The organism is Methylophaga lonarensis MPL (assembly GCF_000349205.1).
GTDB classification, from domain to species: domain Bacteria; phylum Pseudomonadota; class Gammaproteobacteria; order Nitrosococcales; family Methylophagaceae; genus Methylophaga; species Methylophaga lonarensis.
In genome coordinates this window covers 1-18,800 of sequence record NZ_APHR01000039.1, presented here as the reverse complement: position 1 = coordinate 18,800, position 18,800 = coordinate 1, and the positions used below count along the sequence as shown (strand labels likewise).

The following is an 18,800-nucleotide window of genomic DNA, read 5'->3' as shown; positions in this document are numbered from 1 at the left end:
TATTGTTGTCTGCTGAAACCAGCGGCGCTTAGCTGGCTATTTCCAGAATTCGCTCTGTCAGCTGATTCTTTTGTGAAACGGTCAGATGCAGGTGTTTTTGGGCGCGGGTCATGCCCACATAGAGCAAACGGGCTTCGGCGTTGATGTCATCTTGTTTGAGCTGGCTGATGCCAACCATGATAACGGCGGGAAACTCCAGACCTTTGCTACTGTGAATACTCAGCACAGACACCCTGTCATAGGCCGGGTTATAGGCTTTTTTGGTTTCTTTGCTGCCAAGCCAGGCGTGGGGAATGCCGTGTTGTTTAAGCGCTTCGGCAATGGCTTTGCCTTGATAATTGGCCGCATATAAAACAGCCATTTCGCGCCACTGGCCGCCTCTTTGATGCCATCTTTTCAAACAACTGATGGCATCATCAATTTCATCCTGCCATTTTTTCAGAAAATGCACGCTCGGCCTTTCACCATGAATGCCCGCCGCTTCTGGCTGAATCAGCGGTATTTCGGCATCCGCCTTGTCTGTGCCGAAATATTCTTTGGCGAAATCATAGGCAAACGCCAGTATTTCCTGAGTATTCCGGTAGTTTAATTTTAAAATGGTTGTCCGGCCCTGCGCCTGAATTCCAGTGCTCGACAGGCTAAAACTCAAGCCAGATTTTTTCTGATAAATTGATTGAGCATCGTCATACAACAGCAGTAATGAGTTTGTTTCCGGATCCAGCATCTGCACAATCAGCCGCAGCCAATCGGCCTCAAAATCATGCCCTTCATCAATCAACACGGCACTGTATTGAGCACGCGGAATCTGCTCGGAATTCACGCCCTGAATCACCGACATCACCAGCCTTTCCCAGTATGGTTCTTCGCCAGGCACCACGTCAACATGATAGGTTTTGAGCTGCTGATTACACCAATCGTGAAAGTGATAAACATTCACTTTGTCTACGATTCCCTTGCCTTCCATCCAACTGCGTAATTTGGCGGCCAGGGTGATGTTAAAACACAGCACCAGCACTGGCTTGCTGGTTATTTTTGCCAGTAACTCGGCGCGATAACCCAATATCAATGTTTTGCCAGAACCGGCGACACCATGAATCACCCGGTGCCCCTCCCCCAAACTGCGGGCAAGCTGTTCCTGCTGAATATCCATGATGCGAATGATGTCCGGAATCTGCCTGCTGGCAGTCAACAGCTCCTCAGATGAACTCGCCTGATTCGGCGAATCATCAAACAGGTTTTCCTGACTGGGTTGAGCAATACGAACTTCTGGAAACAAATGCCAGCGAATGCGATCAATCTGCGGCAAGGTAAGTTTGGTGTGGAAGGTATATGGAAACATATCCCAGAGTTGTTTTTGAAATGCTTCGGGATCAACCGACTCGGTCATTTCATCTTTATAAATCACCAGATGATCCGGTAACAGTTTTTCCCGATACTCCGGAGCAATGGCGGCTTCTATTTGATTACGCGTGATGTTGGTAAACACCACACCATGGGCAAACGGCGTGACCAGATTGCCTTTGTAACGTGAATCTTGTTGTCTCAGCGCCTCATCAGCTTCTAACAAGCGGAGTCCCTGATAGGCATACTGACGCACCTGCACAAAGGGATTGGCAACCGTTTTTAAACCATTGTTGGTTAATAACTCTACCGTTTCCTTACTGATCTTTTTAATGCTACTGGCTTTCCAGTCTTTAACTTCTAAAAACAGCAATCCACGGCTTGGGTGCAGAATTATAAAATCCGGATAACGCCGATGACGTCCCAGCGGAATGTCATACCAACACAGGTAATCATCTTCCAGAAAACTACGCAGACGCGAGGCAAAGCGCTTTTCCCCCGAAGTCATCCGGGATAACACTTCTCGACTCAAACTGGGGATAATCTCTGCCAAGGCAAAATCCTTCTATCCACGGGTGCCAGCTTGTGTACACAAACCGCTTGCACCATCCTGAGGCTGAGTATAGCCCGAGTCAACGTAATAAGCCTACAAACTGCCGGTTATATCTGTGATCCCGCTCATGTCCTGCTGCTGCAATGTTAAAAATTATTGATTACCGCTACACTCCATTCAAACAACAACGACAAGGAAGCACGTCATGATGGATCCGGTCAGCATGCTGTTCTCTACTTTCCTCACCACCGTCTCAACCTCAGTACAAAATCACGTTTCAGATGTGATGGGCGTAGAGCTACAAGCACACATTGTTGAATATCAAGGCGAGCAAATCGACTTCCAGCACCAACTCTGGAAAATCAAACCAGAAACCGTTTGCAGCAATAAAAAGAATGAAATAGTCAGCGAATACGCATCATGCACAAATGCCGCAAAAGCCATGTTCAATGAAACCTGTCAGCACCTAAATAAAAACCCAAGAAATCACTGGAAATATAAAAAGCTGAATAATATGTACTGCACAGCAGCAGTGACATACACCCCAATGACCGCAGAAATCAGCCGAGTCAGTCACGATGAAGCCGAAGTGCTGGAAGCAAGACAAAACTGCTCATTGCTGACCCTTCAAGCCAGACAAACCCCAAACGCCGACATTGAGAAAAGAAGAAAAGCTGCCTGCGAGCATGCTCAGGCTTTGAGACAGGAATAGTGGTGGAATCAGGCTATTGTCGCACTGATGTTGTATCGAAGTGATTGCTGAAATACATCACCAACGGGATAGAATCCACGAGCAACGAGAGAGTAAATGAAGATTATTCCACGCCGATATGAATTTATCTGTTTCGCCCTGTTAATGTCATTCATTACCAGCTTGATCGTATCTGGCGTCATTACAGCGATTCACAACCCTGTTAACTTCATGCTGATAGCAAAGTGGCTTTCAGGTGCGATACTGGCATGGCCGATTGTATTTGTATCAATTTTTCTGATAGCACCCAAATTACAGAGTTATGTTAAAAGCTTACTGAAAGATTAATGCTCATTAGCATAGAACTTTTTTGGTGGTTAATTTTTTGGTGGTTAAAAGGTTTGGTTCAAGAGTGAAGATTAATCCTCGATAATTAAGTTTGCTGACCCCTTGATTCTTGGTCACGCAGAATGCTTCAAGATATTTATTTACTGTCCATTCAGAGAAATGCCTTCCATTTTAGCTTTTTGCAACACTTCAATAAGAACAGCACTTTGTTTTTCTGTGGGTATTTTGTGAGGAATACGTGAGGCCAGCTTCATTATTCCAGCCTCTTTTTCAGTTAGAATTCCTTTCTGATCGCATTTTTGCATAATGATGTGCCACTGAGGACCAGAAATCTCAAGAACTTTTCGCTGGGCCTCAATTCCGTCATCAATTTTCTGAACTTTCTTTGCTTCCTTTTTCTCATTTCTGACAACATCATTTGATACAAGGTTATCCTTGAATTTCTGAGGGAGAGCTTCGTCCAACTCTATAGATCTGCCTTTAAGTCTTTGCCAGCACCCGTCCTTCTTACACCACTCAGTCACATTAGAAATACCTTGTTGCGGCTGAATGATGTCGTCATGCACCAGTTCTGAGGTGATTTCCAACGCTCTTTCCAGGTCTGGTGAAACTGACTGAGAGTTCCAAACTCGTAAAAAGTCTATCGACTTATTTTTTTGCGATGCATAGTATCCAAGCAGTGCAAGCGTATATGCGACAACATTAGCTCTGTAACCACCGTTGTACCATGGTTGAGCAGAAACCAGCTTTTCAGTCTTGCGAAATATTATCGCCCTTGCTATTGCTCTCTTATAGTAAAACTCACTGAATGCTTCTGAGGATTTCTCCCATTCGCCGCCTATGCGCTTTGCATATTGAGCGAAGTTCTTTTGTGCCCCAAGGTTGACAAACCTTGGATTTTCATCCCATACATTTTCAAACTTCGCGAGGTCAGTTTTTGTAAACATTTGAGGCTTGGGATTTTCAGCTTGAAACCTTTTCTTTTCACTTGGCGTCAGCTTGCTTTGAGCATCGGCATACTGCCCCCGCGCACGCTCATAGAACCACTTTGTTTCCCGCTGAGCGCCTTGTTGAGCAGGCGCCCAAATACGCCTCGAAAATTCTTCCATCCTAATGTGGAATGGATGGTTCGAGAAGAAATCTGCCGCGTTCACCCTGTTTTGCGTGTTGGCATACTCCGATATTCGCGGTACAACCTCCTCACTTTTCTCGCTGTCTATCACCGACAGCTTCATCTGCACAAAGATACCTTCCAAGGAAGCTTTATCTTTTCGGTTAGTATGAAAAAGGGACGCCGTCGTCTGGCCACCGTTAACGATCTGAAAATCCTTTATACGAACAATCTCAAGACCTTGCTCACCTTTACGAACCTCGACCTCCTGAGCAGTGGCAGTAATACCATTGTTATAGGCGAAGAACATTCGTGGCTCATTCATAATCGTCGCTCGAATGCCCTTGTTCACATTTCCCCTTGCCTGCAAAAAGCAGCGAACATTCTGCTCCAAAAGTCGTGCACCATATCGTTCGTATAACGAGGACAGGATTACCGCAGGAATGACTATCAAATAGGATTGATATGCATCAGAGCCCAAATGGGCAGGAAGACAAGAAATTCCGCTTCCGTACAGATCCGGAAAGTTGATATCCAGTATCTCTTTGTGGCCTCTTGAGCTTCTCTGCCGCTGAAGCCTTGAGATATCCCAGATGTGGTATGACGCCTTCGTATCACCGACAACATCATCCTCAAGAGAACTAATCCTGCCACTCAAAGCTCTCTCTGAAATCAGGAAAAAATTGACCTTGCTGATTGAGCGACCCCGATCATAAACTTGGCGAGATAATCCGTATTCAGGAGCAGTCTCTTCAAGGTCTCGGAACAACTCTTTCTTCTTACTCGCCTCAAAAAAATTACTTAGCCTTTTAAAGGCGCCGTCAACTTCGGTTTTAGTAAGTGATTCCAAATTGTCCCGACAATCAAAATCAGCAATAAACAGATCTAGCGCGCCTTCGTCATTAAACCAGTAGCCGTCTACACGCATCCCTCGCTGTGCTCTGTAATGACATAACTCAAACCCCTCCAGAAATCCGGTTTCAATCAATTCATTTGCGATGGTTTCAACAAACTCTGAAAGCTGAAAGCTACTGCTGGCTTCGGCCCCAGCCAAAAGTTCTTGGCGGAAGTCGTGAAAAAACTCTGCAGTTGTGGTTTCCAATTAGAATCTCCCGAATATTTCATTATCTTCACAAACAAATGGAGCAATAGCCTCCAGTTGAATGTCATAAGACACATGGAACAATCCTTGAGCTACCTGAGATCGGATAATTTTGGGAAACCCTGCTGTGACCCTGTACAGATTGACATTTCCGACTGTAAAACTCGGTTTATCATAGTCCGCCAAAGCCAGATACCCACAACCGGCAATCTTTTCGGAGAACTTTTCAATAGCCTCCGCAGTGACAAGCTCCTGCTCAATCAATGCAACCATGTCGTTCAACGAACTTGCCGTTTCCGCGTCCGGCATATCTATCAGTCGCACCGTCATCAGAAACAGATTGTCCACCAGGGCTTCGAGTTGATCCTCAGAAGATATGCGAACACTGCTCCTCTCGCGACCGGAGAGGGACTTCACTTCTACGGCAACGTTACCGAAAATGAAATCCTGATGTGAGTCGTCAGCTCCACACCACGCATCTACAGCCTCGTCCTGCGTCAGTCTGCGCAGGTAAAGCTGACGAAGAACATAGAGTTCGGCAAACAGACCACGAATCTCTTCGTTCGTCAGCATTCTCGCCTTCTTTCCCGCGAGAAAGGCCTTCCATCTCTTCAAATGTTGAAGGGTAACGGACAGTGCGACCGCAGAATCCATCACAGTCGCCAGAGTGGTGATCAATGTTTCACACAATCCCAGGAAAAGGTCGCTATCGACATTACGTTCAAGCGTCAGAACCAGGCGCTGCTGGCTTTTATTGTCTCCATTACGAAGATCGACACTGATTCCATTCAGCCGGGTTACATCACGACGATATTGGGAAGTGTGGTCCCCTTCCAGCTCAATGATGAAAAGACACTGGCCCGCTGTATCCTTGCCCCAGTAGAACGGTATTTCCGTTGTGTCCGCAACCCGTCTAACATTGTAGTCTGTCCGAGGTTCGGCGATCTGCTCCCATGGTGTGCTCCTACTCATCATAGTCATCCTCCGCATCCGGATCATCCTCAAACGATCCATACATTTGCTGCAACCAAACACTGTTGGCGACAACTCTAATCTCATTCTCCGGACCAAAAAGACCATTTGGAAAACTGACACCAAACGCTGGGACACGCTGTCCCTCCAGTTCAACAAGCTCTGTTTCTGTAGGTTCAAGTACATGTATCATCAGAAGTGGCTTATTTCGAACAGTGCGATAGTGAATGTCCGATGGATTGTTGACCTTGCTGTTCGGATCGTTCTTCGCTTTCTCTGCAGCTTGCAGAAGTTGCCACTCTGACAAGCCAAGCTTTTCATCACCACGACTGGCTAGACGATGCTTGGACAACTGCCAACCCTTTGGTGTAGCACTTTTAGCAGAACGCTGCTGGGCTCCAAGTCTGAATTCTTCGGTTCGCCCGGGACCTTTGGAAATCAAGAGAACATCGCCATGCGGAAACCGTTCGGATATAGCGTAAAGATAATCTAATACGGCCTTTTTATTTGCCTGCATGCCAGAGTGAACCTGGAACCTTAAAACGAAGGCCGTTATCTGTTCTACGCTCACATCAGGCACAAACCATCCTTTCTTTGTCTCTTTCACTTCACTGCCGAAACCAAATCGCCAGAACTCCTGTATTAGAGCTTCGTTCTGAGCATTAACATTCAAATCCACTGGTAAAAGAGTACACTCCTGGATACTGCCTGTGAGATTCTGGTTGAAGACAACTTCTTCTCCCATTCGCATCTTGTTGGCAGCCGTGATAAGCAGTCTGTCAGGGTGCGACTGGACATAAAGTCCGAATTGCTTCGGGCTCATACCATCACGACGCATACGTTTGATCTGCTCTCTCAATTCCTCGGATGCCTCCGCGATATGTGAGTACCAATTGATCGAGTCCTCGGAAAGGTGGACGCGACATAGGTCCTCAAAACCGGGACGATAGCCGAACCAGCGCCCCATCTGCATGAGCGTGTCATACATTCTGGTGTTACGATACATATAGCTGACGGTCAGCCCTTCTATTGTTAATCCCCGAGAAAGACTGAGTCCGCCAATAGCAATAGCGGTGAGGCCGATACCGTCTTTGTCGTATTTTTTGAAATCGAGTACCTCATCACTCTTGCTGTTCACGACAAATATCCGAAGATTATCGAACACCCCCATAAGAGCAGATTTGACTTCGCCCCACTTGAATCCACAACGCAAATACTCGCGATCGTAGGCAGCCCGAAGGTCTGCCATATATTGATTTTTGGTGGAAACCTCCTCGGGCATCTTGTAGTTTGCCTTAACAGCCTCCCGAACTTTTCTCTCCCGGATACTGATAAAGTTTCTGACTTCCTGCTGTATAGAGACAAAACGAGAGACGTTTATCATCATCGAACAATGCTTTCCGGAATGTCCACGCAGGTTACGGATTGCACGTGCGACAATGAATTGGTCCATCGCCCTGTATAGACTTGGGGGAAGTTCGACTACAGAGTCATCCTTCTTATGAGAGAAGGGTAGATAATCTTCACAGTCGGTTATGCTCTCCAGCGCAACTTGGCTGGTGTCCTCGTCGAGAAACACCTTTTCCGGCCCAAAGTAGGTATTTGGTGCATCCAGTGAGTATATAAAATCCCTCGGAAACAGCTCATCCCGCGCTTCATCGTCATAGGCGTCTGGATTTATGAAGATATTTGCGAAGGGTGTAGCCGTATAGCCAACATAGCAGGATTTCGCAAACAGCCCAAGAATCCGGCGAATCATCGTATTGGTGCGGGTAGGACTGATATCCTCCTTGTTAGTGTTGATCGATGCATTGTCGGCCTCATCATCAATCAACAGCATCGGTACATCAGATATGCGTCCGTCTCCCTGAGCATTGAGCTCCTTCAGCCATTTGTGCAGCGCATCAAGTGTGCGAACATTCTTCTTGATAACGAGGATGATGGGCTTGCCGAAGTCATTGATTTTCCAACCACTCTTGGCTGCAGTATTCTTGCTGAAATCCTCATTGATATTGGTCAGAGTGGCTGGATGGGGATAATCATGGTTTCGTCCAACACCAATGGCGACTCGGCTTTCCGGATCACTGGATCGCCCGATGAAACCTTCATCGATCCGTTCCTGCGTCTGCTTGCGCAGGTTGTTGTGAATTCCCGCGATAACAATGATGAACTTGTAACCGGCATCGGCAGCCTTCGCAATGACACCCATGTAGTTCGCGGTTTTACCGGACTGGACGTGACCAATAACCAGTCCTCGACGGTTCCATGATCCTTCGCTGACTGGATCCTGCAACTGCCCCAAAATCTTACTTCCAACGTCGCTAAGTTTCTGTACAAGGCTGGGCTGCCATTTCTCGCTCTTCAGATAACCTTCATATGCTTCAGAATAGGTCCATTTGATTTCACGCTTGTAAACCCATTCTTCATCATGATGTGCCTCGTTATTGACTAGGGAGACTCCGGCCCCCATCCATGTATCGATCGCAATCATGGCTTCTTCGACAGCAAGGCGCAGGTCACCGTCATAACCAAGAAGAGGTGCAAGCTGGCTTGCCCTTGCTTCGATATCAGCCTTTTTCGGTACCTCCTCTTGCCCCTCAAAAGCGGTGATGAGAGCCCTGATTAGTCCCTTTTCCTTTTCATTGCGAATGGCAGTCATGCAAACTCCTTGTCGATATATTGGTCAACGATTTCCATGTGTCGCTCAAATAACCTTGTCGATCTGACTACATCACGGAAGGCATCAGCATCCCCTGTTGCATCCCCCCACACCGCCGCGCGCAGCTCACAAAGTCTCTGAACGACATCATGGTTCGCAGGAATTTGACTCACTTCCTGAGGATGAGATGAATAATCGGAATAGATCATCTCGACAGGCAATGATGCGGATATCGAGGCCAGCAGAACTTTCAAACTATTCTCCCCATCCCGATCAAGTAGCTCCAACAGTCGCTGAATCAGTGGATGAGAACCATTGATCGAATAGTGGATTCCGCCATGGTCGGCGTACCTTTCCCATACCGGAGCTGCAACATCTTGGAAGAGGCGCTGACCTCTGCCACGATGAATTCTCGTACTCGTCCCGGTAACTTTGGGAATGATCTGTCTCAGCCTTTCCCTGACTTCGTGTGGAGGTCTAGCTCGTGATTTTTTAATATCAATCGTCCAGCTTTCATCAAGAGCATTAGGAAAGTCGATTTGCACCCGCGCCAGCTTGGTAGCCTCCCCTTTTGGAACCAACCTGAACCAGTCTCCCCAGGCCATGAGTCTGCCATTTCTATAGATGTAAGCTCCTTGATTCGAAATGAAGCTGCTGCGGTCTTCATAATAATCATATTCTTCAACGCTAAGCTTACTGTGATGCGGCAGAATATAGGGCTGAATATTGACCTCTTTTCCATCTACTCTGACCTTCTCTGCAGGCAATACCTGAGTGGCTTTATTCTTTCGACAAAATGGATCAAAGGGTTTAATTTCATGACCGTTTATACGAATTGAGAGCTTAGAGTGCTGTTTTACCTCTCCAGCAAGAAATCTGTGAAAAACCAAAGAGAGATGGCGATCTACAAGATCCAGCTTCTCGAAAACTATTTCGTCCCGTTTACTGCCGTCCTGATCTTCAAACAGTCTGTCCAGCTTCCGCCAGACAACTGCAGTGCCGGATTCGCCCAAGCGATCCACATAGGGAATTTCTGCGATGTCCTCATCGTCCAATATGGATAAACACCATTCATCTTTCTTACTGATGTAATCCAGATCCCATTCCGCGCCGCTCAGAGATGCTCTGCAAGCGCTTACGACTGTAAGTTTTCGACATTGCGAGAACGATGCGGTTTTAAGACCCAGCCCAAATCTACCAAGATCATTTGGCTCTCTAACCTGCTTGGGGTTTGCAGAACCATGTTTCATGGCTTTAAGAAGATCATCTTCGGACATCCCTGATCCATTATCCAAGATAACTAAAGTCGGACTGTCACCAGTGAGGTTACAAAACACCTCTACTTCCGTAGAGCCAGCTGTAATACTGTTATCTATAATGTCTGCAATCGCTGTCGCAAGTGAATATCCCAGATCACGCATTGATTCAGATAACGATGATGCACTTGGCGGCAGCGTATATTCTCTCGCCATCAATTAAGCTCCTTTAAAAAGATTAAAAGCCGCTCCAGCAATTCATCAGGGGCATTCTTTATTTCACACTCCCATGCGGTAAAAACATGCCAACCCAGCTCCATAAGCTCCCTGCTTTTTTCAGCATCTCTCTGAACAGTTCGGGAAAACTTGGATTCCCAGAACTCTATTCTTGATTTTGGCATGTATGCATACTTGCAGCCTTCATGACGGTGCCAAAAACAACCATTGACAAAAATTGCCGTTTTATAACGAGGTAAAACGATATCAGGCTTACCTGGAAGTTTGTTATCATGAAGCCTGAAGCGCACGCCAGACCGGTGAATAACCGAGCGAAGCAGGATTTCAGGTCTAGTGTCCCGACCCCTGATCTGCGACATATTCCAGCTTCGTTTTTCCTTCGTTAAAATATCAGCCATTAGTCACCAGGCATTTGATCCAGAACGTCTTTAACAATCGCCGCAATTTGTACTGCCAGATACGGCGGAACGGCGTTACCTACCTGATGATATTGCGCCGTTCTAGGCCCCTCAAAGTGGTAGTTATCGGGAAAAGTCTGAAGCCTTGCGGCCTCACGTACGCTCAGGCTCCGGCATTGTGCTGGGTCATAGTGAATAAAATAATGACCATCTTTTGAAATGTGTGACGTGATTGTTGTACTGACTCGTGACCTAATTTGAACTCTGAAACGATCAGAAAACATCTTCCCCTCACACCCCTCTTTCACGTTCTTGTGTGCGGGAAGAAGCTCTTCTGGGAAATCATTGAGCTTTGGGGAGATATCCAATGCTGTTGCATGCGATGATGCATACAAATAGCGATGCAAATCACTGACCATATGCGATCTCGCTGCATGCCCAGTGGTTACCCTGAGCCGCTCATCGTAATACCATGAACGTAAAACTCGCGGTGCCTTGTAGACATTCGACTGATTTTCTAATGCCGAGCTCTTTATTTCGTTCAAAGCATTTTTAATTTCTGTCTTTATAAGGTGAGACTCTTTTCTGTTAGACGGCATCCATGAGTCACTGTCTATAGTAAGTAGGGCCGACTTCCATTCATCCAAGGAATCCTTGCGCCTTGAAATACCGCTTCTTATCTTTGGCATACTGCTGATCACTTGTTCAACGGAAGGTGCTTTGGATTTTTCAAGCGTTCCTGGTACAACATCAATATCAGCGCGAACGCCTAAAATGAACATGCGATGCCGAGCTTGAGGCACTCCATATTCCTCAGCTTTTACGATAAATGATTTAGGCTCAATTTCTTCAATTACCTCACCAGCCTGAGATAGTGAATAAAGCTTATATCTCAAACCATTTCTGTTTTTTTCTATTGCTCTGATTGGATTTCTTAGATCCTGAACGATTTTATCTACAACAAATTCACCGTTAACCTTGGCTGACAAAAGACCTTTTACATTCTCCATCACGAATACTGGCGGTCGATGATCAATAATTATTTTCAGGTATTCCTTATATAAGAAATGCCTTTCATCCTCCTGGAATTCCGGGCTCCCCATCATTCTGGATCGACCAACCAGCGAATATGCTTGACATGGAGGCCCGCCTATGAGGGCCCATTTTTTTGAAGATTTGAGCCCTTCTTTAATAATGTTCTGGACTTCATTGTGAGTTTTCTCACCCAGTGAAATTTTTAGGGCCGTTTTTTTTGCATGTTCCCAGTTATCTTTATTTCGTGCTATTAAATCTGTTTTCTCTATTCTACCCTCGAGATATGCATAGTAATCTTCTGTGACTCTATGCCTTGGAAACGATTTAAAGAAGTGCCTCAAAAGTAATGTTTGATGTGCAAAATCGTCACGCTCTATGGATACGACAGATTCGAATGCACGAGCATTATCGGAATTATAGAGTTCCGAAAATCCTTCACCCAGCCCTCCAGGCCCCGCAAAAAGATCGATAATTGGGTACGAAACATCCTTCTTGCTCATTTTTTCTTGCTTCACTCTTTTTTGATTTATCCGACTTTCAACAACTCCATGCTGCCAATGTTAACAGCTAGTTATCGATTTTCATTTACTCTGACTCATGCAGAATCCTCCTGCTCAGCCTGAACTTGCAACACCCGATGTAGATTGATTTCTACCCAATCTGCCAGCGCCTGAACCTTGTCAGCTACCTCCTGCCCCATCGGAGTCAGACTATATTCCACATGTGGCGGCACCACTGGGTAGGCTGTGCGTAATACAAACCCGTCCGCCTCAAGTGATTGCAGCGTTTGTGCCAGCATGCGTTCACTGACTCCGGTAATCTTGCGGCGCAGCTCACTGAAACGATGGGTGCGTTCCAATAAGGCAATCAAAACCAATACACCCCAGCGACTGGTGACATGATTTAAGACCTGACGTGAAGGACAGCGATCTGAGAACAATTGCCCTCGTTGCATTTGCTCTGACAGTGTCAGCCCGGACGTTGCCGGATTCAATATTTGTTTTTTCATTCACACTTACCTTTTTGTGCGTACTTACGATAAGTTAGCATGAGTGATACTGTGGTCGCCAGTTAATCATCACCGCAAAGGAGTAATCACATGATTCTTGTCACTGGCGCATCCGGACAACTGGGCCGTCTGGTCTTAGAAGAACTACTACAACACCTGCCCGCCAGCCAACTGGCTGCAGGCGCACGTTCGCCCGAACGTATTGCAGATCTACAAGCGCGCGGTGTCGATATACGCCCGCTCGACTATGGCCAGCCAGAGACTCTGGAACAGGCTTTTCAGGGTATAGACACATTGTTACTGATCTCTTCCAGCGAGATCGGTCAGCGTACTACACAGCATGAGAACGTGATTGCAGCCGCTGAAAAAGCCGGTGTTACACGGCTCGTCTACACCAGTTTGCTGCATACGGATACTTCTCCGTTAGCCTTGGCTGAAGAACACAAACAAACCGAAGCTCGGCTCAAAGCATCCAGCCTTGAGTGGGTGATTTTGCGTAATGGCTGGTACACCGAAAACTACCTCGCCAGCCTGCCAGCAGCACTGGAACATCATGTACTGATTGGCTGTGCCGGAAATGGTCGGATATCCTCCGCCACACGTCAGGATTACGCCAGCGCAGCTGCCACCGTGCTGCTGGAAGGTGCAATCCATCAAGGAAAAATCTATGAACTGGCAGGTGATACCAGCTATTCACTGGCAGAGTATGCCGCTGAAATCACAAAGTTGAGCGGACAGGAAGTGCGTTACCAGAACCTGTCTGAAACCGAGTTCCGTGATGCCCTGATTCAAGTCGGAATGCCCGAAGGATTCGCCGCCATACTGGCTGACTCTGACATCGGTGCCAGCCAAGGTGCTCTGTATGATGACAGTCGGCAACTCAGTCAGTTAATTAAACGTCCGACCACGCCGCTTGCTGAGCCTCTGCAACAGGCGCTGGATAGTCTGTAAAACCCGTTCGGCGATGTGGATTCCGGATAAACGCCAACTCATCTCTGCTGAGACGACGAATGTTTGGTTGGGCGTTTTCCGGAATGACGGGGATGCGAGTAAAGCCTGTCAGCAGTTCTGTTCGGCATTGTGGATTCCGGATAAACGCCAACTGATCTCTGCTGAGATGACAAATGTTTGGTTGGGCGTTTTCCGGAATGACGGGGAAAAGTTAAACAACCAGAAAGCAATACCTGTGTTGCTTTTCTTGTGTGTGGCCCAGTAAACCACTTAAAAGCAACAGATATGTTTACATATGATTAACTCGATACTCGATCAAATAAAGCAGCGGCGACTGACACTTGGCCTCAAACAAAATGATATATGTTGCATGTGGACATATCTCGTCAGCAATATCAGCAATTAGAGTCCGAAGGAAACCCACGGCCAGACACGATTGATAGTAATAAAGCCAATTATCAAGAATGCTAACTACTAGCTCTGATTTATGAGATATCTGGTTGCATCGGCTGAATATTTAACAATTCGGCTTCAAATGCTTGTTTAGCTGATTTTTGTTCTTCACTGTATTTAATCGGCATTCATTCAAGGTCGAACCATCCAGAAACAAAAAAACCACCCGAAGGTGGTTGTTTTGTATTTGGTGGAGGCGGCGGGACAGTGATTCCTGAATTTTCATTCAGGCCTGGACTATTCCTTCATCTGATATTGCTATCAGATGGAGAGCGTTTGTGAGTATCGGTTGTACTGCTACCCACCCTAGTATTCCATTGAGAAATTCTCTTTAGGAACCTATGAGTCTCTAGCCGGCTTACTGGTTTCCCATTCACCGGACGGCGTTGGCATAGAACCCTTGTTCCTTAGCGTTCACCGTATGAGCTCTCTTTTTCCAACGGGGATCACTCCCCGTGGCGACCATTTTACTAATCGAACCCGCGTCCGCAGATCCTCCGCCTTTGGATCTACATGCTTATTTCATCTATTAATTTAACTCCAAGCTACCCGATGAACAGGGAAAACAGGAAGCGATCTTGTAAGGTTTTAATCAATCAGTACCAAGCATACGTCATGACGATCTTGTGAGAGTCGACGCCCGATACCAGACGCACAAGCACGGATCTGGTCGAACGGCATTCACTGGTTATTAAGCAGCTAGTGCGTAGTTGTTATCGTTAGCAACTATTTTTTTCCAGTCTGTTTTACGAGAAGAACTGAAGTACTCGGCATGCACCTAAGGTTTTGTAACCCACGTCGAAGCCAGGTCGCCCCCTTGGTTGGTACATCTGACATTGTATCTTTCCGGCAGTTCCTTTGCCAGCAAAATAGCGTAATGTCGGTTTAGTGGTTTTTGAAAATACGGGCTTTTTCGCGTTGCCAGTCGCGATCTTTTTCGGTGGCACGTTTGTCGTGCATCTGTTTACCTTTGGCAAGGGCAATCTGGATTTTGGCCCGACCGTTTTTCCAGTACATATCGAGCGGGATCAGGGTGTAACCCTTGCGATCCACCGCGCCAATCAGGGTGCTTAGTTCTTTGCGATTGAGCAGCAGTTTTCGATCTCGTTGCGCTTGAGGAACGATGTGCGTGGATGCAGTTTTTAAAGCGGTAATCAGACAATTGGCCAGCCAGGCTTCACCATTGCGAATCAATACATAGCTGTCATTGAGCTGAACCTTGCCCTCGCGCAGGCTTTTGACTTCCCAGCCTTCCAGCACCAGTCCTGCTTCGAACTTTTGTTCAATGAAAACTCGTGACGGGCTTTACGGTTCTGAGCGATGGTGTTGTCGTTACTTTTTTTGTTTTTCTTGGTAGCCATCCGATCATTATACATCGCGAGATCGGCGCTTTGCTTGAGCATTTTGTTGATTTACCCCAAAATCAGGCGATTGTCGAAAAAACGAGTGCATGATGAGCAGACCTGCAAAATCGATACACGGTGAATGGACAACCCGCTGGGCATTTATTCTGGCAGCCACTGGGGCAGCGGTCGGGTTGGGCAATATCTGGAAGTTCCCCTACATCACAGGTGAATATGGCGGCGGTGCATTTGTATTGGTGTATCTCGCTTGTATTGTTGTGATTGGTGTTCCGGTGATGATGGCTGAGGTGTTGATTGGCCGCCGTGGCCGACAAAACCCGATGAACAGTCTGGAAGATCTGTCCACAGAGGCCGGTGTTAATCCTGTCTGGCGTTATCTCGGGGCCATGGGGGTACTGGCCGGCTTTCTGATTCTGTCTTATTACAGTGTTGTTGCCGGTCAGGCAATGGCGTATGTGTTTCGAACCTTTGGCGGCACTTTTGAGGGTGTAACCGCCGATGGTGCGGCCAACATTTACCGAAGCCTTATTCATGATCCGGAAAAACTACTCGCCTGGCATACCCTGTTTATGGTGATCACCATGATTATTGTCAGTCGCGGTGTTCAGCGTGGTCTGGAAAAATCGGTACGCTTTATGATGCCCGCCCTGTTTGTCATTCTGGTGATGCTGGTCGGTTATGCGTCAAACACTGGAACGCATTTCACCGATGGGCTGAAGTTCTTGTTTCGCCCTGATTTTTCAGAGATGACCCGACTGGGCTTTTTGACCGCGATGGGGCATGCCTTTTTTACGCTGAGTCTGGGCATGGGCGCCATTATGGTCTATGGCTCTTATCTACCCAAGAAAACGTCCATCATCAAAGTATCGCTGACTATCTCGGCGCTGGATACATCGGTAGCATTGCTGGCAGCGATTGCTATTTTTCCGATTGTATTTGCCAATGGCATGTCGCCAGGCGCAGGGCCGGGCCTGATTTTTGAAACCTTGCCTATCGCATTTGGCCATATGGCAGGCGGTACTTTCTTTGGCGGCATGTTTTTTCTGTTGCTGGTATTTGCCGCCTGGAGTTCAGCCATTGCCCTGATTGAGCCTACCGTGACCTGGATGGTGGAAAATCATGGTCTGAGCAGACTGACCGCTTGTTTATATGCGGGCATTATTACTTGGGCATTGGGCCTGTTGACGGTGTTTTCTTTCAACATCGGTTCCGGCTGGACGCTGTGGGACAAAACGGCATTCCAGTTGCTGGATTATCTGACAGCCAATATCATGTTGCCCTTGGGCGGATTGCTGATTGCGATTTTTGCGGGTTGGATGATGCGCGAGACGCACACGCAGGAAGAACTGGCGATTGAGTCCCCACTGCTGTTCAAGCTATGGCGCTTTTTGGTGCGGTATGTCACCCCTGCAGCGATAGTGATAATTTTTGCAAATCTGCTTGGCCTGATTGGCTAAGAGAACAACAACCAAACTGGATACATGACAACAATAACCCGCAGTTCTCTGGTGATGTACACCCCGGAACAGATGTTTGATCTGGTCAATGATGTCGAGGCCTATCCCAAATTTCTGCCCTGGTGTCGTGGTAGTGAAATCATCAGCAAAAATGAAGATGTGATCTGTGCATCACTCGATATCGCCAAAGGCGGTATTCATCATGTGTTTTCAACGCGCAACAGTCTTGATCACGGCCGCTCTATCCGCATTGAATTAATCGACGGTCCATTTCGTCATCTGGAAGGCTTCTGGCAATTTAGCCCGATTGGTGATGGTCAGGGTTGCCGGGTTCAGTTGGATATGGATTTTGAGTTTTCCACCCGGCTGCTGGATCTGGCGCTAGGTCCGGTCTTCACACAAATTTCCGGTTCGCTGGTGGATGCTTTTTGTAAACGTGCACGAGAGATTTATGGATAAGGATGATTTGATCACGGTTGAAGTGGCCTACGCTACACCAGAGGAACAGGTTATTCTGTCTCTGGACGTGCCACCAGACACTTTGGTGGAAGATGTTGTCAAGCGCAGTGGCATTCTCGCCCGCTTCCCACAAATCGACCTTGCAAGCGATAAGGTCGGTATTTTTGGCAAAATCTGTAAGCTCAACAGCACGCTGAACCACAAAGATCGAATTGAAATCTATCGGCCGCTGATTGCTGATCCAAAAGAGTCACGCCGTCAAAAAGCCGAGATGGAAAAAAAGCAGCAGCAACAGGATAGTTAACGACTATTGAGCATTGCCATTTCTGCATCGGTAAATCCGGCTTGTTTTCTGGCCTCATCATGAAACGGACCACGTAACTCACCGGCAAAGTAAATATTCAGCAACTCACTGAAGGTGGACAAAGGCTCCAACTGCCGCTGATCGCATAAATAGTTGAACCAGCGCGTTCCAACAGCAACGTGGCCGATTTCTTCACGCAGTATCAACTCCAGAATTTCCACCGCTTTAAGATCGCCACTGGCGCGAAGCTTGTCCATCATCTTGGGCGTAACATCCAGCCCTCTGGCTTCCAGCACACGTGGCACCAGTGCCATGCGAATCAGCGGATCGTGATGCGTTTTTCGGGCCATTTCCCACATTCCATCATGCGCAGGAAAATCACCATAAGTTTTGCCTGATTCGGCTAAATGGGCGTTAAGCATGGTGAAATGCGTTGCTTCTTCTGCCGCTACTCGCAACCAGTCACGATAAAAATCTTCTGGTAAGTCAGCGAATCGAGCAATAGCATCCAGCGCCAGATTGATGGCGTTAAACTCGATATGCGTAATGGCATGAATCAAGGCCGCATGGCCTAATTCGGCATTATTGCGTCGCCTTGGCAAATCTCTGGGTGCAACCAGATCCGGCTTGGCAGGTCGGCCGGGTAACTCAGGCACATCCAGTGCTTGTCGGCTTATTTCGATGGGGTTTGTAGCTGCCTGTTCAAATAAGGCTGCGACACCTTGCACCTTGTCTTCAGGTGCGGTTATCAACAGCAAATCAAGCGCACGTTGTCGAATATCAATCATGGGGTTTGTCTGGAAATGTTTAAAACTTGAGTCATCGCGTTATTGTCGCACAGATATTGTCAGCCGCTTTAGACTTGCATTCTCAGTCTGAACAGGTACGATATATTAGAGTTTACTTATTTTGAGGGGTACAACAATGAAATCTCGGTTTTTGTGGATGTTTGGCATCATCGCCATGTTAGCTTCACCCGTATATGCCGACGAGACTCAAGTCATGGTGCGTGTGCTGGCCGGCGATTCAAAATTCATCGGCACTGGCGTTGGCGGCATGCGGGTCGTTGTTGAAGATGTGGAAACTGGAGAGATACTGGA

General features: G+C 47.1%; 16 protein-coding genes, 1 other RNA gene and 1 pseudogene. 7 read left to right on the top strand and 11 right to left on the bottom strand.

Annotated elements, in window-relative coordinates; genetic code table 11:
• Positions 1 to 28: 28 nt before the first annotated feature.
• Positions 29 to 1,894 carry a 3'-5' exonuclease gene (locus MPL1_RS07735; protein ID WP_040576996.1) on the bottom strand — a complete coding sequence of 622 codons (1,866 nt, stop codon included), beginning with the start codon at positions 1,892 to 1,894 and terminating at the stop codon, positions 29 to 31.
• 205 nt (positions 1,895 to 2,099) lie between these two features.
• On the opposite strand from MPL1_RS07735, the gene MPL1_RS07730 reads away from it, so the two are divergent.
• Together MPL1_RS07730 and MPL1_RS07725 are read left to right on the top strand one after the other, a co-directional pair.
• Positions 2,100 to 2,606 (top strand): hypothetical protein, encoded by a 507-nt coding sequence (locus tag MPL1_RS07730; RefSeq protein ID WP_009726571.1) that lies wholly within the window; start codon positions 2,100 to 2,102, stop codon positions 2,604 to 2,606.
• A 96-nt stretch (positions 2,607 to 2,702) separates the two neighbouring features.
• Positions 2,703 to 2,933 (top strand): DUF2798 domain-containing protein, encoded by a 231-nt coding sequence (locus MPL1_RS07725; RefSeq protein WP_009726570.1) that lies wholly within the window; start codon positions 2,703 to 2,705, stop codon positions 2,931 to 2,933.
• Positions 2,934 to 3,073: 140 nt separating this feature from the next.
• Here the strand turns inward: MPL1_RS07725 and MPL1_RS07720 are convergent, their stop codons facing one another.
• The 7 genes from MPL1_RS07720 to MPL1_RS07690 all read right to left on the bottom strand — a co-directional run bounded on the left by MPL1_RS07720 (position 3,074) and on the right by MPL1_RS07690 (position 12,712).
• Positions 3,074 to 5,146, bottom strand: coding sequence for an AIPR family protein (locus MPL1_RS07720; RefSeq protein ID WP_009726569.1), 2,073 nt, complete (start codon positions 5,144 to 5,146; stop codon positions 3,074 to 3,076).
• Positions 5,147 to 6,127, bottom strand: coding sequence for a PD-(D/E)XK motif protein (locus tag MPL1_RS07715; RefSeq protein ID WP_235045553.1), 981 nt, complete (start codon positions 6,125 to 6,127; stop codon positions 5,147 to 5,149). It lies immediately after the preceding gene.
• The gene (locus tag MPL1_RS07710) at positions 6,111 to 8,777 is read right to left on the bottom strand and encodes a Z1 domain-containing protein (RefSeq protein ID WP_009726567.1); all 2,667 of its coding nucleotides are present in this window, start codon (positions 8,775 to 8,777) and stop codon (positions 6,111 to 6,113) included. Before MPL1_RS07710 ends, MPL1_RS07715 begins: the two co-directional genes overlap by 17 nt.
• Entirely contained in the window at positions 8,774 to 10,249 is a 1,476-nt protein-coding gene (locus MPL1_RS07705) for an ATP-binding protein (RefSeq protein ID WP_009726566.1), read from the bottom strand. The genes MPL1_RS07710 and MPL1_RS07705 overlap by 4 nt, the downstream gene beginning before the upstream one ends.
• Positions 10,249 to 10,668 (bottom strand): very short patch repair endonuclease, encoded by a 420-nt coding sequence (locus tag MPL1_RS07700; RefSeq protein WP_009726565.1) that lies wholly within the window; start codon positions 10,666 to 10,668, stop codon positions 10,249 to 10,251. Before MPL1_RS07700 ends, MPL1_RS07705 begins: the two co-directional genes overlap by 1 nt.
• Positions 10,668 to 12,203: a DNA cytosine methyltransferase gene (locus MPL1_RS07695; RefSeq protein ID WP_009726564.1), complete on the bottom strand. Its 1,536-nt coding sequence runs from the start codon at positions 12,201 to 12,203 to the stop codon at positions 10,668 to 10,670. The genes MPL1_RS07700 and MPL1_RS07695 overlap by 1 nt, the downstream gene beginning before the upstream one ends.
• A gap of 95 nt (positions 12,204 to 12,298) precedes the next feature.
• Complete coding sequence (locus MPL1_RS07690) at positions 12,299 to 12,712, bottom strand: winged helix-turn-helix transcriptional regulator (RefSeq protein WP_009726563.1); 414 nt, start codon at positions 12,710 to 12,712, stop codon at positions 12,299 to 12,301.
• A gap of 90 nt (positions 12,713 to 12,802) precedes the next feature.
• Between MPL1_RS07690 and MPL1_RS07685 the strand changes: the two genes are divergently transcribed.
• The gene (locus MPL1_RS07685) at positions 12,803 to 13,663 is read left to right on the top strand and encodes an SDR family oxidoreductase (protein ID WP_009726562.1); all 861 of its coding nucleotides are present in this window, start codon (positions 12,803 to 12,805) and stop codon (positions 13,661 to 13,663) included.
• Between the two features lie 924 nt (positions 13,664 to 14,587).
• Here the strand turns inward: MPL1_RS07685 and ssrA are convergent.
• Both ssrA and smpB read right to left on the bottom strand, forming a co-directional pair.
• Positions 14,588 to 14,925: a transfer-messenger RNA gene (gene ssrA / locus MPL1_RS13450) on the bottom strand.
• Between the two features lie 76 nt (positions 14,926 to 15,001).
• A pseudogene (gene smpB / locus MPL1_RS07675) lies at positions 15,002 to 15,477 on the bottom strand (SsrA-binding protein SmpB).
• On the opposite strand from smpB, the gene MPL1_RS13775 reads away from it, so the two are divergent.
• From MPL1_RS13775 to MPL1_RS07660, 4 genes are read left to right on the top strand one after another with little or no spacing between them, the layout of a single operon-like run.
• Entirely contained in the window at positions 15,412 to 15,570 is a 159-nt protein-coding gene (locus MPL1_RS13775) for a hypothetical protein (RefSeq protein ID WP_162471145.1), read from the top strand. The pseudogene smpB and the gene MPL1_RS13775 overlap by 66 nt on opposite strands.
• Positions 15,570 to 16,937 carry a sodium-dependent transporter gene (locus MPL1_RS07670; RefSeq protein ID WP_040576999.1) on the top strand — a complete coding sequence of 456 codons (1,368 nt, stop codon included), beginning with the start codon at positions 15,570 to 15,572 and terminating at the stop codon, positions 16,935 to 16,937. Before MPL1_RS13775 ends, MPL1_RS07670 begins: the two co-directional genes overlap by 1 nt.
• 24 nt (positions 16,938 to 16,961) lie before the next feature.
• Complete coding sequence (locus tag MPL1_RS07665) at positions 16,962 to 17,396, top strand: type II toxin-antitoxin system RatA family toxin (protein ID WP_040576995.1); 435 nt, start codon at positions 16,962 to 16,964, stop codon at positions 17,394 to 17,396.
• On the top strand, positions 17,389 to 17,700 hold the full coding sequence (locus MPL1_RS07660; RefSeq protein WP_009726557.1) for an RnfH family protein: 312 nt from the start codon (positions 17,389 to 17,391) through the stop codon (positions 17,698 to 17,700). The genes MPL1_RS07665 and MPL1_RS07660 overlap by 8 nt, the downstream gene beginning before the upstream one ends.
• Here the strand turns inward: MPL1_RS07660 and MPL1_RS07655 are convergent.
• A complete protein-coding gene (locus MPL1_RS07655) occupies positions 17,697 to 18,488 on the bottom strand; it encodes a ferritin-like domain-containing protein (RefSeq protein WP_009726556.1) in 792 nt (263 codons plus the stop codon). The two genes, MPL1_RS07660 and MPL1_RS07655, sit on opposite strands and share 4 nt — an antisense overlap.
• Between the last annotated feature and the right edge of the window lie 312 nt (positions 18,489 to 18,800).